This is a genomic window from Peteryoungia ipomoeae, assembly GCF_004912165.1.
In the GTDB taxonomy this organism is placed as follows: Bacteria; Pseudomonadota; Alphaproteobacteria; order Rhizobiales; family Rhizobiaceae; genus Allorhizobium; species Allorhizobium ipomoeae.
In genome coordinates this window covers 614,937-634,859 of record NZ_STGV01000001.1, presented here as the reverse complement: position 1 = coordinate 634,859, position 19,923 = coordinate 614,937, and the positions used below count along the sequence as shown (strand labels likewise).

The following is a 19,923-nucleotide window of genomic DNA, read 5'->3' as shown; positions in this document are numbered from 1 at the left end:
TCTGCCCTTATTCGCTGGCGCCCTCGTCCTGAGCCGGGGTCTCGGTTGCGGCAACATCGCCGCCCTGATCTTCCCCGCCGACGACGTCTTCATCGCCTTCCGGCTCGCTGATGCGCTCGACGGACACGACCTTCTCATCCTTGGCCGTCGAGAAGATCGTCACGCCCTTGGTTGCGCGGCTTGCGATACGGATGCCGTTCACAGGGACGCGGATCAGCTGTCCACCATCGGACACCAGCATGAGCTGGTCGCTATCCTCGACCGGGAAGGCAGCAACCAGTTCGCCGATTTCCGCCGTCTTCGAGGTGTCGGTGGCGCGGATACCCTTGCCGCCGCGGCCCGAAGTGCGGAAGTCATACGACGAAGACCGCTTGCCATAGCCCTTCTCAGACACCGTCAGCACGAACTGTTCGCGCGCCTTGAGCTCCTGATAGCGTTCTTCAGACAACTCACCCTCGGTGCCGACTTCTTCGCCGACCAGGGCAATATCATCTTCGTCGACGCCCATGGCACGACGCTCGGCAGCAGAGCGCTTGAGATAGGCCGCACGCTGCCATGGCTCGGCATCGACATGCGCAAGGATCGTCATCGAGATCAGCCGGTCACCGTCCGCCATGGTCATGCCGCGCACGCCGATCGAATTGCGTCCCGCAAAGACACGGACTTCGTCGACCGGGAAGCGGATGGCCTGGCCGAGCGCGGTTGTGAGCAGCACGTCGTCGCGATCCGTACAGGTCTCGACGCCGAGAATCTGGTCGCCCTCTTCCTCGAGCTTCATCGCGATCTTGCCGTTGCGGTTGACCTGGATGAAGTCGGAGAGCTTGTTTCGACGCACGGTTCCACGAGTCGTGGAGAACATGACGTCGAGGTTTTCCCAGCTCTTCTCGTCCTCGGGCAGCGGCATGATCGACGTGATGCGCTCGCCGGGCTCCAGCGGGAACATATTGATCATCGCCTTGCCGCGCGAGGTCGGCGTGCCGATCGGCAGACGCCAGACCTTTTCCTTGTAGACGATGCCGCGTGAGGAGAAGAACAGCACCGGCGTATGTGTGTTGGCAACGAAGAGACGCGTCGCGAAATCCTCGTCCTTCATCGCCATGCCGGAGCGGCCCTTGCCGCCGCGACGCTGGGCGCGATAGGTGGTCAGCGGTACGCGCTTGATATAGCCGGCATGGGAAACGGTCACGACCATTTCCTCGCGGGCGATCAGGTCCTCGTCATCCATGTCGGGACCGCCATCGACGATCTGCGTACGGCGCGGCGTGCCGAATTCGTCACGGATTGCGGCGAACTCGTCCTTGACGATCGTCTGGATGCGGACACGCGACGAGAGAATGTCGAGATAATCCGAGATCTCGGCACCGATCTTGTTGAGCTCCTCGTCGATTTCGTCGCGACCGAGCGCCGTCAGGCGGGCAAGACGCAGTTCGAGGATGGCGCGCGCCTGCTCTTCCGAGAGATTGTACGTCAGGTCTTCATTGATGCGGTGACGAGGATCGTCGATCAGACGGATCAGCGACTCGACGTCATGGGCCGGCCAGCGGCGCGTCATCAACTGCTCACGTGCCGTCGCCGGATCCGGCGCTTTGCGGATGAGCGCGATGACCTCATCGATATTGGCAACCGCGATCGCAAGGCCCACCAAGACATGCGCACGCTCGCGCGCCTTGCGCAGCAGATACTTGGTGCGGCGGCTGACGACTTCCTCGCGGAACGAGACGAAAGCACGCAGCATGTCGAGCAACGTCAACTGTTCCGGCTTGCCGCCATTGAGCGCCACCATGTTGCAGCCGAACGAGGTCTGCAGCGGCGTATAGCGGTAAAGCTGGTTCAGGATGACATCGGCATTGGCATCGCGCTTCAATTCGATGACGACGCGGTAGCCATCGCGGTCGGATTCGTCGCGTAGGTCGGAGATTCCTTCGATGCGCTTCTCGCGCACCAGTTCGGCCATCTTCTCGATCATCGTCGCCTTGTTCACCTGATAGGGGATCTCGGTGATGATGATCTGCTCGCGGTCACCGCGCATCGGCTCGACGCGGGCAACGCCGCGCATGACGACGGAGCCCCTGCCCGTCTCATAGGCTGACTTGATGCCGGATCGGCCGAGGATCATGGCACCGGTCGGAAAGTCCGGCCCGGGAATGATCTGCATCAGTTCGGGAAGCTCGATCGCCGGATTGTCGATAAGCGCCGTGCAGCCTTCGAGAACCTCGACGAGATTGTGCGGCGGAATGTTGGTCGCCATGCCGACCGCGATGCCACCGGCGCCGTTGACAAGCAGGTTCGGGAACTTGGCGGGAACGACGACCGGCTCCGACATCGTGCCGTCGTAGTTGTCGCGGAAGTCGACGGTTTCCTTATCGAGGTCGTCGAGCAGCGAATGCGCGACCTTTTCGAGCTTGCACTCCGTGTAACGCTGTGCGGCCGGCGGGTCACCGTCGACGGAACCGAAGTTGCCCTGACCGTCGATCAACGGCATGCGCAGCGACCAGGGCTGCGCCATGCGCGCCAAAGCGTCATAGATCGCGGCATCGCCATGCGGGTGATATTTACCCATGACGTCACCGGTGACGCGCGCACTCTTGACGTATTTCTTGTTCCAGTCGAGGCCCAGCTCGTTCATGCCGTAAAGGATGCGGCGATGGACGGGCTTCAGGCCGTCGCGTACGTCGGGCAGCGCGCGGCTCACGATGACGCTCATGGCGTAATCGAGATACGAACGCTGCATTTCCTCCATGATGGAAATCGGCTCGATGTCGGACGGGAACTTGCCGCCGCCGGAAGTGCTTTGCTCAGTCAAATCAGGTCACGATCTCTGTTCGGAATCACTGGGGATTTTATAGCGGAACGGGCGTCAAGACGCCAATTTTGCCGCCGGTTATAAACAGGCTTTTCCCCCATGGCAAAGCGGCTGGGAACATAAAGCGCACCTGTCCCTTGCATGGGCGTCGCCACTTTGACTTTATGGGGCCAAATCACGTGGGAGAACATCGATGGCCACCAGCGAAGCGTTGATCAACGCATTTACAACCCTGTTGGTAACGGTGGACCCGCCAGGCCTTGCTCCGCTCTTTCTGGGGCTGACGCAGGGCATGACGAACGCGCAGCGTCGACAGGTGGCAATCCGCGGCCCGGTCATCGGGTTCCTGATCCTCACCGCCTTTGCTCTGTTCGGCGCGGCGATCCTGGGGGCGCTCGGGATCAACACCAGCGCGCTGCGCATCGCGGGTGGCTTGTTGCTGTTCACCATCGCATTCGAAATGATTTTCGAGAAACGCAACGAGCGGAAGGAAAAGACCACCGGAGATGCGATAACCAAGGATCACATCCACAATCTGGCGGCCTTTCCGCTGGCCATCCCGCTGATTGCAGGACCTGGCGCGATTTCAGCCACGGTTCTGATCTCGGGCACGATGCCGGGATGGATGGACAAGCTGCTCCTGATCGGTGTGATCGCCGTCGTTTCGGCATTGGTCTTTGCTTCGCTGTCCGTCGCGGAGCGTCTCAACCGCTTCCTGGGTGTTACCGGTCGGGCAGTGCTGACGCGTCTTCTCGGCGTGCTGCTGGCGGCACTCTCGGTGCAGTTCGTCATCGACGGCGCAAAATCGGCATTTGCCGGCTAAGGAAAGACCCTCTGATGGCTCACCCCCTGTCGACCCGCTGGACATTCCTGCTCAGGCAATTCACCCGCCGTCTGTGGGTTCGCGCTTCGGCCATCGGCGCGGTCGGCATTCTCGCCGCCATCCTCGCGGCTGTCGCTGAGCGGTTTCTACCCTTCGAGATCCCCGGCTCGATCAAAGCGGACTCCGTCGACACGATCCTCAACATCATTGCCTCCAGCATGCTGGCGGTGACGACATTCTCGTTAAGCGCCATGACTTCGGCCTATGGCTCCGCCACGAGCAATGTCACACCGCGCGCAACCAGGCTCCTCGTTGAAGACAGGTTGACGCAGAACGTCCTCTCAACCTTTGTCGGCTCGTTTCTCTATGGAATCGTTGGCATCGTGGTGCTGCAGACCGGCGCCTATGGGGACAAGGGCCGCGTCATTCTCTTCGTCGTCACCATTGGCGTGATCGTGCTGATCGTGTTCCAGTTGCTACGCTGGATTGACCATCTGACAAAACTCGGACGCGTGGGAGAGACCACCAGCCGCATTGAAGAAGCAGCCGCAGAGGCCATCGAGGTCAGACGCAACAACCCCTATCTCGGCGGCAGCCCGCTATCGCAGAGCGACCGGTCTCGTCTGGAGGACATGACGCCGGTTTGTGCCAAGGCCATCGGCTATATCCAGCACATCGACATGCACGCCCTGTCCGACTTCGCCGACAGCGTCGACGGCAACGTATATCTCGTCGTCAACCCCGGCGCCTTTGTGTATCGCAATCCCCCTATCGCCTATCTGGAGCGCGGAGACAGCGAGCACGAAGCCCAGGATGCACCTGAAGACACCGTCCGGCATGCGGTAACGATCGGCAGCGACCGGAGTTTTGACCAGGATCCACGCTTCGGTCTTGTGGTCCTTAGCGAGACCGCACAACGGGCGCTCTCCCCGGCCGTCAATGATCCCGGAACAGCCATCGACGTGCTGGGCAGAGCGACGCGTCTGTTGAGCGCATGGGCCGAGCCGGCGGAAGACAGGGAGCCTTCCTTTCCGAGGGTCTTCGTTCCCGCCCTGGAAGCGGACGACCTGTTCGAAGATGCCTTCATGACGATCGCGCGCGACGGTGCGCAACAAGTTGAGGTGCAGTTGCGCCTGCAAAAATGCCTCGCGGTCCTTGCCGAAACCGGCGATGCCGCATTTCGCGCGGCAGCGAGGCGTCAGTCGATGCTGGCACACCAGCGGGCCGCGAAAGCCCTACCGATCGAAGCTGATCTGCAACGCCTCAGGGACGATACGCGCATCTGAGGCCGGAAAAGCAACGCCCCGGATGACGGGGCGCCGCAACATGCAATTAGGCTTTTTCCGCGCCTCAGAACGGAATGTCGTCATCCAGATCGCGCGAGAAGCCGCCCGAAGGAGCGCTGCCGCCGCGGCTTGCGCCACCGGACGAGCCGCCGCGCGACGGGGCCGGCGAGCCGTATCCGCCATCATAGCCACCACCGCCGCCGTAATCGGCGCCCCCGAAGTCGTTGCCCCCACGCGAGGCGCCACCGCCATCGCCGCGACCGCCCAGCATGGTCAAGTTGCCATTGAAGCCCTGCAGCACGACTTCGGTCGAATAGCGATCCTGGCCGTTCTGGTCCTGCCACTTGCGTGTCTGCAACTGGCCCTCGACATAAACCGTCGACCCTTTTTTCAGATACTGCTCCGCGACCTTGCACAGACCTTCGTTGAAGATCACCACGCTATGCCACTCGGTCTTTTCCTTGCGCTCGCCGGAATTCTTGTCGCGCCAGCTTTCAGAGGTCGCGATGCGCAAATTGGCGATCGGGCGACCATCCTGGGTCCGGCGGATTTCGGGATCGGCGCCGAGATTGCCGATCAAAATGACCTTGTTGACGCTACCAGCCATGACACTCACCTAACTGCCGCACCGCCGCGGCTTTGAATTCAATCAAATTTCACCTTATCCAATCCGCTCCCGGATTGGCATGCCGACGGCCCGCCAAACAGTGAAATCCACAAGCTTGTCGGCTGAGAAAATATGTTCTTTATTTGTTCTAGTATTTCCGTATAGTCCTGTCAACGGAATCGAAAATCTGCCGCTGCCGCCGTTCCTGCCTCGACTCGACGGCGCGGTTGCCTACATAAGGACAGTTCTCCCGGACGCTGTTCCAATCCCTTTGCCGATCAGAGCCTGACATGAGCGAACTCAAGACAATTTCCATTCGCGGCGCCCGCGAACACAATCTCAAGGGTGTCGACCTCGACCTGCCGCGCAACAGCCTGATCGTGATGACCGGTCTTTCGGGGTCGGGCAAATCGTCGCTCGCCTTCGACACGATCTACGCGGAAGGCCAGCGGCGCTATGTCGAGAGCCTGTCGGCCTATGCCCGCCAGTTCCTCGAGATGATGCAAAAGCCGGATGTAGACCAAATCGAAGGCCTGTCGCCGGCGATCTCGATCGAGCAGAAGACCACGTCGCGCAATCCGCGCTCGACGGTCGGCACCGTGACCGAGATCTACGACTATATGCGTCTGCTGTTTGCCCGCGTCGGCATTCCTTACTCACCCGCAACGGGCCTGCCCATCGAGAGCCAGACGGTCAGCCAGATGGTCGACCGGATCCTGGCGCTGGACGAAGGCACGCGGCTTTACATCCTTGCGCCGATGATCCGTGGCCGCAAAGGCGAGTATAAGAAGGAACTCGCCGAACTGATGAAGAAGGGCTTCCAGCGCGTCAAGATCGACGGACAATTCTACGAGATCGCCGAGGCGCCTCCGCTCGACAAGAAGTACAAGCATGACATCGACGTCGTGGTCGACCGCGTGGTCGTGCGACCGGATATCGCCAGCCGCCTGGCGGACAGCCTGGAGACCTGCCTGCGGCTGGCCGACGGTCTGGCGGTCGCCGAATTTGCCGACAAGGCCTTGCCTCCAGAGGAAACAGCAGCCGGCGGCTCGGCCAACAAGTCGCTCAACGAGACGCATGAACGGGTGCTTTTTTCCGAAAAATTCGCCTGCCCGGTCTCCGGTTTTACCATTCCGGAAATCGAGCCGCGGCTTTTCTCCTTCAATAACCCTTTTGGTGCCTGCCCGACCTGCGATGGTCTCGGCTCGCAGCAGAAGATCGACGAAGCGCTGATCGTTCCTGAAACGCAGCGTCGGCTGAACGATGGTGCGATCGCGCCCTGGGCAAAATCCAGTTCTCCCTACTACAATCAGACGCTAGAGGCCCTGGGCAAGGCTTTCGGCTTCAAGCTGACGTCGAAATGGTCGGATTTGAGCGCCGAGGCGCATAAGGCCATTCTGCACGGCACAGAAGAAAAGATCGACTTTCACTACGCCGATGGTGCGCGCTCCTATACGACCACCAAGACCTTCGAGGGCATCGTGCCCAACCTGGAACGGCGTTGGAAGGAGACCGACAGCGCCTGGGCGCGCGAGGAAATCGAGCGCTTCATGTCAGCCGCCCCCTGCCCGGCCTGCAAGGGGTTTCGACTGAAGCCGGAGGCCCTCGCCGTCAAGATCAACGGGCTGCATATCGGTCAGGTCACCGAAATGGCGATCCGCAACGCAGGATCCTGGTTCGAGGATCTGCCGGCCAAGCTGACAGACAAGCAGAATGAAATCGCGACGCGTATCCTCAAGGAAATCCGCGAGCGGCTGCGCTTTCTCAATGATGTCGGTCTCGATTACCTCTCGATGTCGCGCAATTCGGGCACGCTCTCCGGCGGCGAAAGCCAGCGCATCCGGCTTGCTTCACAGATTGGCTCCGGCTTGACGGGCGTGCTGTATGTGCTGGACGAGCCATCGATCGGCCTCCACCAACGCGACAACGCCCGTCTTCTCGACACGCTGAAACATCTGCGCGACATCGGCAACACCGTCATCGTCGTCGAGCATGATGAGGATGCGATCCTGACGGCCGACTATGTTGTCGATATCGGCCCGGCCGCTGGCATTCATGGTGGCCAGGTGATTGCGCAAGGCTCGCCGCAGGACATCATGGCCAATCCGAAGTCGCTGACGGGCAAATATCTGACCGGGGAACTTGGCGTGAAGGTGCCGGCGCAGCGCCGCAAGCCGAAGAAGAGCCAGCAGATCAAGGTCGTCGGTGCCAAGGGCAACAACCTGAAGAATGTCACGGCCTCGATCCCGCTCGGCGTTTTCACGGCCGTCACAGGCGTTTCCGGCGGTGGCAAATCGACCTTCCTGATCGAGACGCTCTACAAGGCGGCGGCGCGTCGCGTCATGGGTGCCCGTGAAAATCCGGCCGAACACGAGCGCATCGATGGCTTTGAGTTCATCGACAAGGTGATCGATATCGATCAGTCGCCGATTGGCCGCACGCCGCGGTCCAATCCGGCCACCTATACCGGCGCCTTCACCCCCATCCGCGACTGGTTCGCCGGCCTGCCAGAGGCCAAGGCGCGCGGCTATCAGCCGGGCCGTTTCTCTTTCAACGTCAAGGGTGGCCGCTGCGAGGCCTGCCAGGGCGATGGCGTCATCAAGATCGAGATGCACTTCCTGCCCGACGTCTATGTCACTTGCGACGTCTGCCACGGCAAGCGTTACAATCGCGAGACACTGGACGTGCATTTCAAGGGCAAGTCGATCGCCGACGTGCTCGACATGACTGTCGAGGAAGGCGTCGAATTCTTCCAGGCCGTGCCGGCTGTGCGCGACAAGCTGCAGGCGCTCTTTGATGTCGGTCTCGGCTATATCAAGGTCGGCCAGCAGGCGAACACCCTGTCGGGTGGCGAGGCCCAGCGCGTCAAGCTCGCCAAGGAATTGTCGAAGCGCTCGACCGGTCGCACGCTCTACATTCTCGACGAGCCGACCACCGGCCTGCATTTCCACGATGTCGCCAAGCTTCTGGAAATGCTGCAGGAACTGGTCAACCAGGGCAACTCGGTCGTGGTCATCGAGCACAATCTCGAAGTCATCAAGACCGCAGACTACATCCTGGATTTTGGCCCCGAAGGCGGCGATGGCGGTGGCCAGATCGTGGCGCAGGGCACGCCGGAAGAGGTCGTTAAGATAGAGGCCTCCTATACCGGGCAGTTCCTGAAGGAACTTCTGGAGCGTCGCCCGGTGAAGAAGGTTGAGGCGGCGGAATAGCCGCCTCTCCTTGAGGTCGTTTCAGAGCTTCGGCGGGTCCTCGGCGGCATTGTCACGTCGCATCGATCGCCGGGCAGGTGTTTTTGCATGTTCGGGGGCATATGATGACGAATGCTGGCATTATTCGGACCGGAATTGGGGGCTGGACCTTCGACCCATGGGAAGGCTCTTTTTATCCGGAAAAGCTTGCCAAGAAGCGCCAGTTGGAATTTGCCAGCCGGGAACTCAAGGCAATCGAGGTCAACGGCACCTATTATTCCAGCCAGAAGCCTGCAACGTTTGCCAAATGGGCCTCCGAGGTGCCTGAGGATTTTGTCTTCTCGTTGAAGGCAAGCCGCTTCTGCACCAATCGCAAGGTCCTTGCAGAGGCCGGGGAGTCCATCGGCAAGTTTCTTGGACAAGGGATTGCCGAACTTGGACCGCATCTCGGTCCTATCCTCTGGCAGTTCATGGCAACGAAGAAGTTCGATCCTGTCGACTTTGAAGGGTTTTTGTCCCTTCTCCCGAAAACGCTCGATGGTTTGCCGTTGCGCCATGTCGTCGAGCCACGCCATGCCTCCTTCCAGGTCCCGGAATTTGTCGAGATGTTGCGCCGGCATGATGTGGCGGCAGTCTGCGCTGATCACCATGATTATCCGATGTTCGCCGACCCGACCGCAGATTTCATCTACGCGCGGCTACAGAAAGGCACCGACGAGACCCCCACCTGCTATCCGCCCGCGGAAGTGGAGGCTTGGGCCAAGCGCATCGACGTCTATGCCACCGGCGGCATTCCCTCTGACCTCCCCCTGGCCGCACCAGAGAGCGCTGCTCCATCCCGTCCGAGAGACGTATTTGCCTTCTTCATCACTGGCGGCAAGGTCAACGCTCCCAATGGCGCGCGCCTCTTGCAGAGCAAGGTCAGGGCTGCCTAGCAGCTCCGCATTGTCTGACGATTTGAGTAGCTGACGAAAGTGGATTAGCCTCAGTCGCAGAATCGTATGGTCCTGCAGGGTCCGGCTTTGTAAATCGGTATGCCGCCCGCTGTCGGGCCGAAGAAATGTCCGGGGCGTCCATGTCGGGAATTGTCGTTTTCATTCATCTGGCTGGCGCCGTCGCTTTGCTTTTGTGGGCGACGCGCATGGTGCGAACCGGCATTGAGCGCGCCTATGGCAAGTTTCTGAAAACCAGATTGCGCTCTGCTGTCAGCAATCGCGCGTCAGCCGCCGTGGCAGGTTTTTTCCTTGCAGTGGCGCTCCAAAGTGCCACAGCCGTGGCGCTGATCATTTCGTCTTTCTCTGCCGCGGGTTACGTGGTGCCGGCGATCGGGGTTGCAACCCTTCTGGGCGCGGATCTGGGGTCCGCCTTTGTCGTCCGCGTATTGCGCTACGATCTTTCCCTTCTCGTCCCCATACTGCTGCTTGCCGGTACGATCGCGTTTCGCACCGATGAAGCACGAGGCTTGCGCCAGATCGGGCGGATCTTGTTTGGCCTTGGGCTTCTTCTCCTGTCACTGCAGCTGATTGGCGAGGCTTCAGAGCCGCTGAGGTCCAGCAAGGTCCTGCCGATCCTGTTCGACTATCTTGCCACGGACTGGATCAGTGCCTTTGCCTTGGCGGCGCTTTTGGCCTGGAGTTTCCACTCCAGTGTCGCTGCCATTCTGCTGGTAGCATCCTTCGCAGACAAAAACCTTCTGCCGGACGCACTGATCATTCCCGTCGTGCTCGGCATCAACTTTGGTGCCGCGATTGTTGCCGCGATGCTGACCAAGAATGCGGAGCCGAATGCTCGCGTCGCGCCGCTCGCCAATGTGATGATCCGCGGCGCCCTGACGCTGGCCGCGCTGCTTGGGCAGTTCGCCGTCATGCTCGACCCTGCGGTCTTCTCGGCACAACCGGGCGAATCGGTCGTTCTTGTCCACCTCTCGATGAATCTTGCGGTCCTCTTGATCGGCCTTCCCTTCGCTGGTGCGATCGCCCGTCTGCTGGAGGGCGCCTTGTCGACCCCGGGCGAACAGTCCCCGCGGACTGAGCGGCTCTCTGCTCTCAACGGAAATGACCTGTCCAATCCGCAACAGGCTCTGTCCAATGCGACACGCGAGGTTTTGACCGTCTGCGACAAGACAGAGTTCATGCTGAACGGCATTTTCGAACTCTACGAGCATTGGGACCAGAAGAAGATGGAGCGCATACAGGCGCTCGATGACGAGATTGACAGGATACACAACGATATCAAGTTCTATCTGGCGCGCATATCAGAGGCGGCTCTCGACGAGGAGCGGGCCGCATTGTTCCAGAACATACTGGGCGCAACCATCAAGATCGAACAGGCGGCCGACATCATTTCCGAGAGCATGTTGACCCGCGCACGCAAGAAGAACGAGCGCAACATCGCCTTTTCACCCGAAGGCTGGACTGAGATCACCGCCATGCATGGCGAGGTGGTCCAAAACGCGCGTCTCGCCTTCAATCTCCTGCTGTCGCGTGACGTTGCCCAAGCCCGCCACCTTGTGGCGCGCAAGGAGGCAATCCGGCAATTGGTCAAATCCAGTGAGGAAAGCCATTTGCAGCGATTGCGGCGGGGCAATTCTGCAAGTTTCGAAACAAGCTCGCTTCACATCGATACGATGCGTGATCTGAAAGAAATAAACTCGCTGTTCGTCTCGATCGCGTATCCTTTGCTTGAAGGCGAAGGATTGCTGCACAGGAGCCGGCTGGTTCAAGTTGCCGATTTCTGAGCTCGGTAGAGCGTTCTCCTAGTCAAGAGCGTCCAAGGGCGGGATGTTCCGAACCAGATCCTCTGCCGTCATCGGCATCAGCGCTTTGAGGGCTGCTTGACTGTGGCGATGCACACCGGCACAGGCGGCCTCGAAGGCGGGAACGCCATTCGCCAGATGGGCACCGATGATGCCTGCCAGCACATCGCCAGATCCCGCAGTGGCAAGGCTCGGCGGCGCGGAGGTCTCCACCGCAACGCGCCCATCCGGCGCGGCAATAACGGTATCGGCCCCCTTGAAGACGACGACACCGCCGATCTGTGCCGCTGCCGCGCTCGCCATGTCCAGCTTTCCAGATCCGCTTCCGAAAAGCGCTGGGAACAGCCGGGCGAACTCGCCTTCATGCGGGGTGATCACCAGCGCGCCGTCCGTCGGCCCCTGCAGGCTGGCGCGCAGTTCCGGCGTTTCGGCAAAAGCTGTGAGGCCATCGGCATCGAGAACCAATTTGCGGCCAGAGCCCAGAATGGCACGCGCATAGCTTCGGGCAAGCGCCCTGTCGCCAAAGCCGGGGCCAAGCACGAAGGTGGAGCGACGATCGTCCTCAAGCCAGGCTGCGAGGTCGCCTGCTGTATCGATCCGTGTCAGCATCACCGCTGTTGTATGGGCCGCATTGATGGCAAGTGCTGCGCCGCCGCTTGCAAGTGCTACGACGCCGGCCCCCGCGCGCAACCCTGCTTCGGCCGAGAGACGGGCAGCGCCGGTCGCCAAAACAGGCCCTGAAAAGACAGTGAGATGCCCCCGCCGGTATTTGTGATCAGCCGCCGAAGCCTTGCGCAGATGCGGGCGCAAATGCCGAGGGGAATTCAGGCTGACAAGGCCACGATTGGCCTCGACGATACGCCGGGGAATGCCAATGTCGTAGACCTCGACCGGCCCGCAACTGTCTCTGCCGGGCAGCAGAACATGTCCGGGTTTCAAGCCAACGAAGCTCACGCTGCGCTTTGCAACAAAGGCAGCACCCCTCACCCTCCCCGTCAAGCCATCGATCCCCGAAGGCAGATCAACGGCAAGCACGGGAATACCAATTGCGGCCACCTCCTCAATGCATTGGGCCACGACATCAGGCACGTCGCGCGCCAGACCCGCTCCGAAAATGGCATCAATCACGAGATCACCGGCATATGGACGGTAGGCCTCAAGCGGTGCAGACGCGAGCGGGCATGATCGCCGCGCTTCGGCAGCATCCCCGTAAAGGCGATCCGGATCGCCCAGATGGAACAGCGCCACGTCCGCCCCTGCCCCCGCCAGTGCACGCGCCGCCACATAACCATCACCGCCATTGTTGCCAGGCCCGCAAAGCACGCAGAAGCGCAGGGTTTCTGGAAAGTGACGCAAGGCAGTGGCGGCGACAGCCTGTCCGGCGCGCTCCATCAAAGCCGAGCCAGGAATGCCGGAGCGGATCGCATCCGCATCGATTTTGGCCATCGTGGCCGGCGTAATCAGCCAGTTTGAAGGAGTGTCCTGCATGCCCAGATGGTAGGTTCTCCTGCGCGCCGTGCAAGTGGTGATTTAACGGGCGGGAACGACTGCCTAATAAATATGCATATGCCTATTGCGCAACCACTGCGACATTTAAAAACCACCACGAGAGCAATATGTTAGCCGTTGGTGATTGTCAGAAAAAATTGGAAGAAAAATCGGAATTTGCGCATTTCGGGCTGGCTTTTCCTGCAAATTTAACTGAGATTTGCTCCGACGACGGAGGAAGCGGGACGTTTTTCCCAGTTTGCCCATCAAACTGGCACGTTAACTGCATCCTTCCCGGCGAGTCGGAATCCTCCGACTCTCATGAAAGAGGCGGAGAGAAATTTTCTCATGAAAAAGATCGAAGCGATCATAAAGCCCTTCAAGTTGGACGAGGTGAAGGAAGCCCTTCAGGAAGTCGGTTTGCAGGGCATCACCGTAACGGAAGCCAAGGGTTTTGGACGCCAGAAGGGCCATACCGAGCTCTATAGAGGCGCCGAATATGTCGTGGACTTTCTGCCCAAGGTCAAAGTCGAGGTGGTCCTCGCCGATGAAAATGTGGAGGCTGTCATTGACGCAATCCGCAATGCTGCCCAAACCGGACGCATCGGCGACGGCAAGATTTTTGTCTCGAATGTTGAAGAAGTGGTCCGCATCCGCACAGGCGAGACCGGCATCGACGCCATCTAAACCGACAGGATGAAAGCCCTTTGGGTCTTCATCGCCAGCCCATACGAGGAACTCAAGATCATGACGACTGCCAACGACATTCTCAAGCAGATCAAGGACAACGACATCAAGTTCGTCGACCTGCGGTTTACCGACCCGAAGGGCAAGCTGCATCACGTCACCATGGACGTGGTCTGCGTCGATGAAGACATGTTTGCCGACGGCGTCATGTTCGACGGCTCGTCGATCGGCGGATGGAAGGCCATCAACGAATCCGACATGGTGCTGATGCCCGACCCCGAAACGGCCCATATGGACCCGTTCTTCGCACAATCGACGCTGGTCATCATGTGCGACATTCTCGATCCAGTATCGGGCGAAGCCTACAACCGCGATCCCCGCGGCACAGCCAAGAAGGCCGAAGCCTATCTGAAGGCATCCGGGATCGGCGATACCATCTTCGTTGGTCCGGAAGCAGAGTTCTTCATCTTCGACGACGTGAAGTACAAGGCAGATCCCTACAATACCGGCTTCAAGCTCGACTCCACCGAGTTGCCCTCGAATGACGATACCGATTACGAGACCGGCAACCTCGGTCACCGCCCGCGCGTCAAGGGTGGCTATTTCCCTGTTCCACCGATCGACAGCTGCCAGGACATGCGCTCCGAAATGCTGACTGTATTGTCGGAAATGGGCGTTGTCGTCGAGAAGCACCACCACGAAGTCGCCGCCGCGCAGCACGAACTCGGCATCAAATTTGATGCACTCGTGCGCAACGCCGACAAGATGCAGATCTACAAATACGTCGTCCACCAGGTCGCCAATGCCTATGGCAAGACGGCAACCTTCATGCCGAAGCCGATCTTCGGCGACAACGGTTCGGGCATGCACGTGCATATGTCGATCTGGAAAGACGGCAAGCCGACTTTTGCTGGCGATGAATATGCCGGCCTTTCGGAAAGCTGCCTCTTTTTCATCGGCGGCATCATCAAGCACGCCAAGGCAATCAACGCCTTCACCAACCCGTCGACCAACTCCTATAAGCGCCTTGTTCCGGGTTATGAGGCACCGGTTCTGCTCGCTTATTCTGCGCGCAACCGGTCGGCCTCCTGCCGCATTCCCTTCGGCTCCAACCCGAAGGCAAAGCGGGTCGAAATCCGCTTCCCGGATCCGACAGCCAACCCATACCTCGCTTTCGCCGCCATGCTGATGGCGGGCCTCGACGGCATCAAGAACAAGATCAATCCTGGCAAGGCCATGGACAAGGATCTCTACGATCTGCCGCCGAAGGAGTTGAAGAAGATCCCGACCGTCTGCGGCTCCCTGCGCGAAGCGCTGGAAAGCCTCGACAAGGATCGCAAGTTCCTGACCGCTGGCGGTGTCTTTGATGACGACCAGATCGACAGCTTCATCGAGCTGAAGATGCAGGAAGTGATGCGCTTCGAAATGACCCCGCATCCGGTCGAGTTCGACATGTACTATTCTGTCTGAGAAACCATGCTAGGATGCAGAAAGGGAGCGCTTGGCGCTCCCTTTTTTTGTCTCAGGCATCTTTGGCAAGGCAGAGACCCGGCTGAGAGATCGAAAAAAACCGGCAGGAGCTCGATCTGCCGGTTTTCATTATGGTGACAATGGCAAGCCAAAGGTCCAGCCGAAACGATCCCAGCTCGGCTGGAAAGGCGCAATGGGCGGCAACTATTGCTTCATGTGGGCGCGAAGGAGGTTGAGATAATCCTTGTTTGCGTCACTCTGCACATTCTCGACAGCGGACGGTTTGCACTCAACGGTATAGGCCGGATCAAGCCCCTTGCGAACGCAATCACCGATCGTCCACCCTTGCGGGATTTCGGTCAGGTCAATGTCTTTCCATTTCGGGTGACCGGTCCGCCGAAGCTCGTCGATGTTGTCGACCACAAGCCTGGTAAAGTCCGCAACCGCCTTGCAGGCCTTTTCGGAATAGGCATTCTTTTTGGCGCCATATTCATAGGTCATAAGAACAGTCTTAACCGCAACCGTTTGTACGGCTTCCGGTTGGAATGTGTAGAGACCCGCCTGCAGCGTGGTTTCCTTGTAAGTCGAGCGCAGTATTTCTTCAGTGATCGGAACCAGATGAAAGCGTTGGTCCAATCGTCCGTCGGCAAGTGCATCCACCGGAGCACCCGCGACGCGCACCAGCGCATCGAGCTTGCCGTCGCGCAGGAAATCGATCATCTCATCGTTGGACCCCTTGACCAGTTCGACGCCCTTCACTCCCAGAATGTCGAAAATCAACTGTCCGGTGAGATTGGCAGCGCTATCTTGCGGTCCAACGCCAACACGCAGACCCGAGAGGTCCGCCAGCGTTCTGATACCCGAGCGAGCGACAATCTGCACCTCCGCGTCGTAGAGGGGCAGCATGATACGCATGCCGCGCACCGCCGCCTGGACGTCGGCATTCTCGCTCTTGTAGGAATTCATGTAGTTCAGAACGTCAGCCGCGACGATGCCGAACTGGGTGTTCGGACGGTTGCGAACTCCGAAGAAATTCTCCAGCGACCCGCCGGACTCGACCAGGTTCAGGTCGAGTCCGCATCGCTTCCCGATACGGGCAATGTCCTCTGCGAATGGCCAATGCGTGCCGCCGGGCTTGCTGGCCATGATATTGTAATCCGCAGCAATTGCGGGAGCGGCCCCTGTGAAGCCGCCCGCTGCGGCCCACAACGTCAACGTCAATGCAGAAATTCTAGGCAGTCTCACAGGGTACTCCTCCCCTTCAAGGCGTTTAGGGTTTCAATCTCTGCTTCAAGAGATCGAGATATTGTTCGTTGTTGCTGGAAACCGGGGCAGCAACACACGTGGGCTTGTAGTCGGACTCCAGACCCTGCCGCACACAGGCGCCAACGCGCCAGCCAGGTGGAACGGCTGTCAGGTTCACCTGCTTCCACTTGGGATGGCCATCACCCTGGAGGCGCTCAAGGCCATCAAGGATAAGGCGGCTGAAGTCTGAGACGGATCGGCAGCTTTCGCGATGATAGGCGTTCTTGCCCGGCTCGTATTCGAACGTCATCAACACCGCTTTCACCGACACCAGTGAGACCGGCTCGTTTTGGAAACTGTAGGTGCCGGCTGGAATGGTCGTTGGCGTATAGGTCCGCATCAACGCTTCATCGCGGATCGGCAGCAAGTGGAAGCGTGACGCATCGATGTTGTTTTTGACAAAAAGCGAAGCGGGCGCACCTGCGACATAGAAGAATGCGTCGATCTCCCCCTGCTCGAGCAATGGCAAAGCCTGATCCTGGGTATATTCCAGGCGCTGCGCATCCTTGATCCCGAGAATGTCGAGCATCAGGCTGGCGGTGAGATAAGTGCCGCTATCCACCTTCCCGATCGCAACGCGTCGGCCGGCCAGATCCCTGATATCGGCAATGTCGCGACGTGCAAGAATATGGATCTCTTCATTGTAAAGCGGGAACATGATGCGGACGCCGCGGACAGCCTGCTGGATTTGGGCGTCATGCGCCTCGTAAGTCTTCAGATATTCCAGGACATCGCTTTGGACGATACCAAACTGCGTATTGCGCCGATTTCGCAAGGCGCTGAAGTTTTCCAGCGAGCCGGCGCTCTCGACGACATTGAGGTTGAGACCGCAGGTCTTTCCCAAGGCGGCAATATCGCGACCGAATTGAATGTAGGTTCCCGTTGGGCCCCCAGTCATGATGTTGCGCTCGAAAGAGTCGGCCATTGCGATATTGGCAGCGAAAAGACTGGCTGCGACGAGCGCTATCCTCTTCAAAATCTGATGAAACATAGTAATCCCCTTGCCCTTTTCTAAGTCTTTCGGGCTCCCGAGGTAGGGCTTTCCTCGGGAGGTTTGCACAGTCAAATCGTGAAGCATGAATAAAAAGAAAACACCGACCTTTTGGGGCCGGTGTTGTCATTCAATTCTTCAGATGAAGCTTGAGCAAATCCAGATAGTCCTGGTTGAAACTGTCGGCCTGCGCAGCCGGCGCCGCCTCACACTCGACCTTGAAATCGGGCTGCAGACCCATCTTGACGCAGTCGCCGATTTCCCAACCCGGCGGGATCTCCGTCAGATCGACATCCTTCCACTTCGGGTGACCGTTCTTCTTCAGATCATCCAGATTGTCGACGAGCACACGGGTCATCGTCGCGACGGCGTTGCAGGCCTCCTTGTAATAGGCATTCTTGCGGCTGCCGTATTCATAGGTCATCAAGACGGTCTTCTGCGAGACGATCGGCACATCGGTCTTTTGGAACGAGTAAGTTCCCGCCGGCATCACGATCGGCTTGTAGCTCGCCTTCAGCAGTTCATCCTCGATCGGGACAATGTGAAAACGATCGTCAAGCCGCCCGTCGGCAATTGCGGGGTTGGGCGCGCCAGCCACGTGCATGAAAGCATCGAGCTCGCCCTGCCGCAGCAATTCGATCATGTCGTCCAGCGACTGGTTCACCCGTTCTGCCGGGCGAATGCCAAGAATATCAAAGATCAGCTGCGACGTGAGGTTCGCCGCGCTTTCCTTGTTGCCAACGCCGATACGCCTGCCATTCAGATCCTGCAACGAGCGGATATCCTTGGACGCGATGACGTGGATTTCGGTATCGTACAGCGGCAGCATGATGCGCATGCCCTGAACGCTGGCCTGAACCTCTTTATCCTGAGACTGATAGCCTTTCAGGTAGTCCAAAAGGTCGGCGCTCACGAGACCATACTGTGTGTTGGTACGGTTACGCACGCCATAAAAATTTTCAAGAGATCCCTTCGATTCAACAACATTCAAAGGGACGCCACATTTGCGGCTTACGCCGAGGATGTCTTGAGCAATCGCAAAATGCGTCGTGCCCTTGTACATCGACATCAGGTTCTGCTCGAGCGATTGAGCCGGCCCAGCAGTCAACGCGGCCGTGCACAGCGCCGACATCAAAACGATAGCGCGACGGATGTTCAAGTCTATCTCCCTTATGGATCAGCAGTCGCTGTCTAGGTTGCGAATGAGGTCACGCAACGGAACGACAGGAACGTGGTTATTAAACGCGCTGGCAAGACTGCTTGAAACGCACTCCCCGCGCACCAGGCGGGCTTCCAGATCAGATCTCGACGTCTCGCTCAAACCGGAGAGACCAGGGGCCTTGCCAAGCACATCCGAGACCGCCAATGCAGAGCGAGGCGTCAGCGCGCGACCAGCCGAAGAAGCAAGCTCCGGCGGCGTTTCGGTGACAGCTGCCGTCATGCCCGAGAAGGAACTGTTCGGCTGCGGCTCAGAGACACTGGTGCCCGTCACGCCACCAGCCGAATTCGATTGCGCCTCAGTTTCAGCGACACTACCGGAAATCGACTCAAGCGCAGGCGTGCGAGTGGACTTGTCTTCAGCCAGCGCACTGACAGCGCTGCCACCAGATGGAGCAGCAGAAGCCGACGCCAGACGATCGGACATCTCGGTCGCAGCAGCAGTCATGGCGCGAGCAGCCTCGGCCTCCGCGGCAGCCTTACCTGCAAGAGCGGACGCCACCTTGCGGTCAGCCTCCTCCTTCTCGCGGGTCGCAACGATGATCTGCGACTGCAGCGTCTCGACCTGCTGCCTAAGCGAGGTCAGATCAGTCCGCGCAGCCTCAACTTCGACTGCACAGCGCTTCTGCTCATCAAGCGTCCACAAGAGACCGCTGGTGTCCGACGAACCCTGCCCGGCAGACGCAACCTCAGATTGGGCCGGCTTCTCCGGCTCCATGCTGATGTAGCTCGTGATGGCAGCTCCCGCGATGAAAGCAACCGGCACCGCCATGCCCAAAGCAAGCGGCAGTATAGAAAATTTACGATGATGGCCCTGTGCCACGACAGAGTCTTCTTCCCAACGAGTACGCAACTACTTTACCCCTTGTTAATTGCGGTGTTCTTAGCGAAGTACTCTGCGCTCCACAAGTTTGCATGTCTGAAATTAGCACGCGATTACTGATTTAGAGTTAACTCGCAGATCGCAACCCACAATGACACACCAGATTTTGGCGAATTTATGTGCACGACACTAACGCAACACCCCCGGAAGTTCTAGGAAAAACACGGTGTTGACCCCTTCCGCCTGTGATGCAGGACACAAAGTAGACTGTGAGTTTTCATCCTGAACAATATAAAGTCTAATTTATGCGGGCTTTATTAAATTACGATCTATTTATATTTACGTGTTTTAGCGCTTTATTTCCACCCAGAATAGCACGCGCTTGCGCTGATGGGGGTTCTCTCGGCTATCAAGCCATCGACTCATCGCAAATTGAGACATCGCCGCCCTCAGCCTCACGGCCCGAGCAGCGCACC

At 59.1% G+C, this 19,923-nt stretch carries 14 protein-coding genes; 7 read left to right on the top strand and 7 right to left on the bottom strand.

Translation table 11 applies throughout. The features are described 5' to 3' along the window. Positions 1–7: 7 nt before the first annotated feature. Positions 8–2,803, bottom strand: coding sequence for a DNA gyrase subunit A (gyrA, locus tag FAA97_RS02985; RefSeq protein ID WP_136597032.1), 2,796 nt, complete (start codon positions 2,801–2,803; stop codon positions 8–10). A 193-nt stretch (positions 2,804–2,996) separates the two neighbouring features. Between gyrA and FAA97_RS02980 the strand changes: the two genes are divergently transcribed. Further along, entirely contained in the window at positions 2,997–3,626 is a 630-nt protein-coding gene (locus FAA97_RS02980) for a MarC family protein (RefSeq protein WP_136597031.1), read from the top strand. Positions 3,627–3,640: 14 nt separating this feature from the next. Beyond that, entirely contained in the window at positions 3,641–4,912 is a 1,272-nt protein-coding gene (locus tag FAA97_RS02975) for a DUF2254 domain-containing protein (protein ID WP_136597030.1), read from the top strand. 64 nt (positions 4,913–4,976) lie between these two features. Here FAA97_RS02975 and FAA97_RS02970 read toward each other — a convergent pair whose 3' ends face one another. Then, on the bottom strand, positions 4,977–5,519 hold the full coding sequence (locus FAA97_RS02970; protein ID WP_136597029.1) for a single-stranded DNA-binding protein: 543 nt from the start codon (positions 5,517–5,519) through the stop codon (positions 4,977–4,979). A 290-nt stretch (positions 5,520–5,809) separates the two neighbouring features. On the opposite strand from FAA97_RS02970, the gene uvrA reads away from it, so the two are divergent. From uvrA to FAA97_RS02955, 3 genes are all read left to right on the top strand, one after another. After that, positions 5,810–8,731, top strand: a complete 2,922-nt coding sequence (gene uvrA, locus FAA97_RS02965; RefSeq protein ID WP_136597028.1) for an excinuclease ABC subunit UvrA — start codon at positions 5,810–5,812, stop codon at positions 8,729–8,731. A 104-nt stretch (positions 8,732–8,835) separates the two neighbouring features. Continuing rightward, entirely contained in the window at positions 8,836–9,645 is an 810-nt protein-coding gene (locus FAA97_RS02960; RefSeq protein ID WP_136597027.1) for a DUF72 domain-containing protein, read from the top strand. Between the two features lie 140 nt (positions 9,646–9,785). Continuing rightward, entirely contained in the window at positions 9,786–11,447 is a 1,662-nt protein-coding gene (locus FAA97_RS02955; protein WP_136597026.1) for a Na/Pi cotransporter family protein, read from the top strand. Between the two features lie 18 nt (positions 11,448–11,465). Here FAA97_RS02955 and FAA97_RS02950 read toward each other — a convergent pair whose 3' ends face one another. Continuing rightward, positions 11,466–12,953, bottom strand: coding sequence for an NAD(P)H-hydrate dehydratase (locus tag FAA97_RS02950; RefSeq protein WP_136597025.1), 1,488 nt, complete (start codon positions 12,951–12,953; stop codon positions 11,466–11,468). Positions 12,954–13,301: 348 nt separating this feature from the next. Between FAA97_RS02950 and FAA97_RS02945 the strand changes: the two genes are divergently transcribed. Together FAA97_RS02945 and glnA are read left to right on the top strand one after the other, a co-directional pair. Continuing rightward, positions 13,302–13,640 (top strand): P-II family nitrogen regulator, encoded by a 339-nt coding sequence (locus FAA97_RS02945; protein WP_006727717.1) that lies wholly within the window; start codon positions 13,302–13,304, stop codon positions 13,638–13,640. A gap of 60 nt (positions 13,641–13,700) precedes the next feature. Beyond that, entirely contained in the window at positions 13,701–15,110 is a 1,410-nt protein-coding gene (gene glnA / locus FAA97_RS02940) for a type I glutamate--ammonia ligase (protein WP_136597024.1), read from the top strand. A 204-nt stretch (positions 15,111–15,314) separates the two neighbouring features. On the opposite strand, the gene FAA97_RS02935 is transcribed toward glnA, so the two are convergent. From FAA97_RS02935 to FAA97_RS02920, 4 genes are all read right to left on the bottom strand, one after another. Beyond that, positions 15,315–16,355 (bottom strand): TAXI family TRAP transporter solute-binding subunit, encoded by a 1,041-nt coding sequence (locus tag FAA97_RS02935; protein WP_136597023.1) that lies wholly within the window; start codon positions 16,353–16,355, stop codon positions 15,315–15,317. Positions 16,356–16,380: 25 nt separating this feature from the next. Then, positions 16,381–17,406: a TAXI family TRAP transporter solute-binding subunit gene (locus FAA97_RS02930; protein ID WP_136597022.1), complete on the bottom strand. Its 1,026-nt coding sequence runs from the start codon at positions 17,404–17,406 to the stop codon at positions 16,381–16,383. A 130-nt stretch (positions 17,407–17,536) separates the two neighbouring features. Continuing rightward, positions 17,537–18,565, bottom strand: coding sequence for a TAXI family TRAP transporter solute-binding subunit (locus FAA97_RS02925; RefSeq protein WP_136597021.1), 1,029 nt, complete (start codon positions 18,563–18,565; stop codon positions 17,537–17,539). Between the two features lie 18 nt (positions 18,566–18,583). Next, positions 18,584–19,447 carry a hypothetical protein gene (locus tag FAA97_RS02920; protein WP_136597020.1) on the bottom strand — a complete coding sequence of 288 codons (864 nt, stop codon included), beginning with the start codon at positions 19,445–19,447 and terminating at the stop codon, positions 18,584–18,586. Positions 19,448–19,923: the final 476 nt, after the last annotated feature.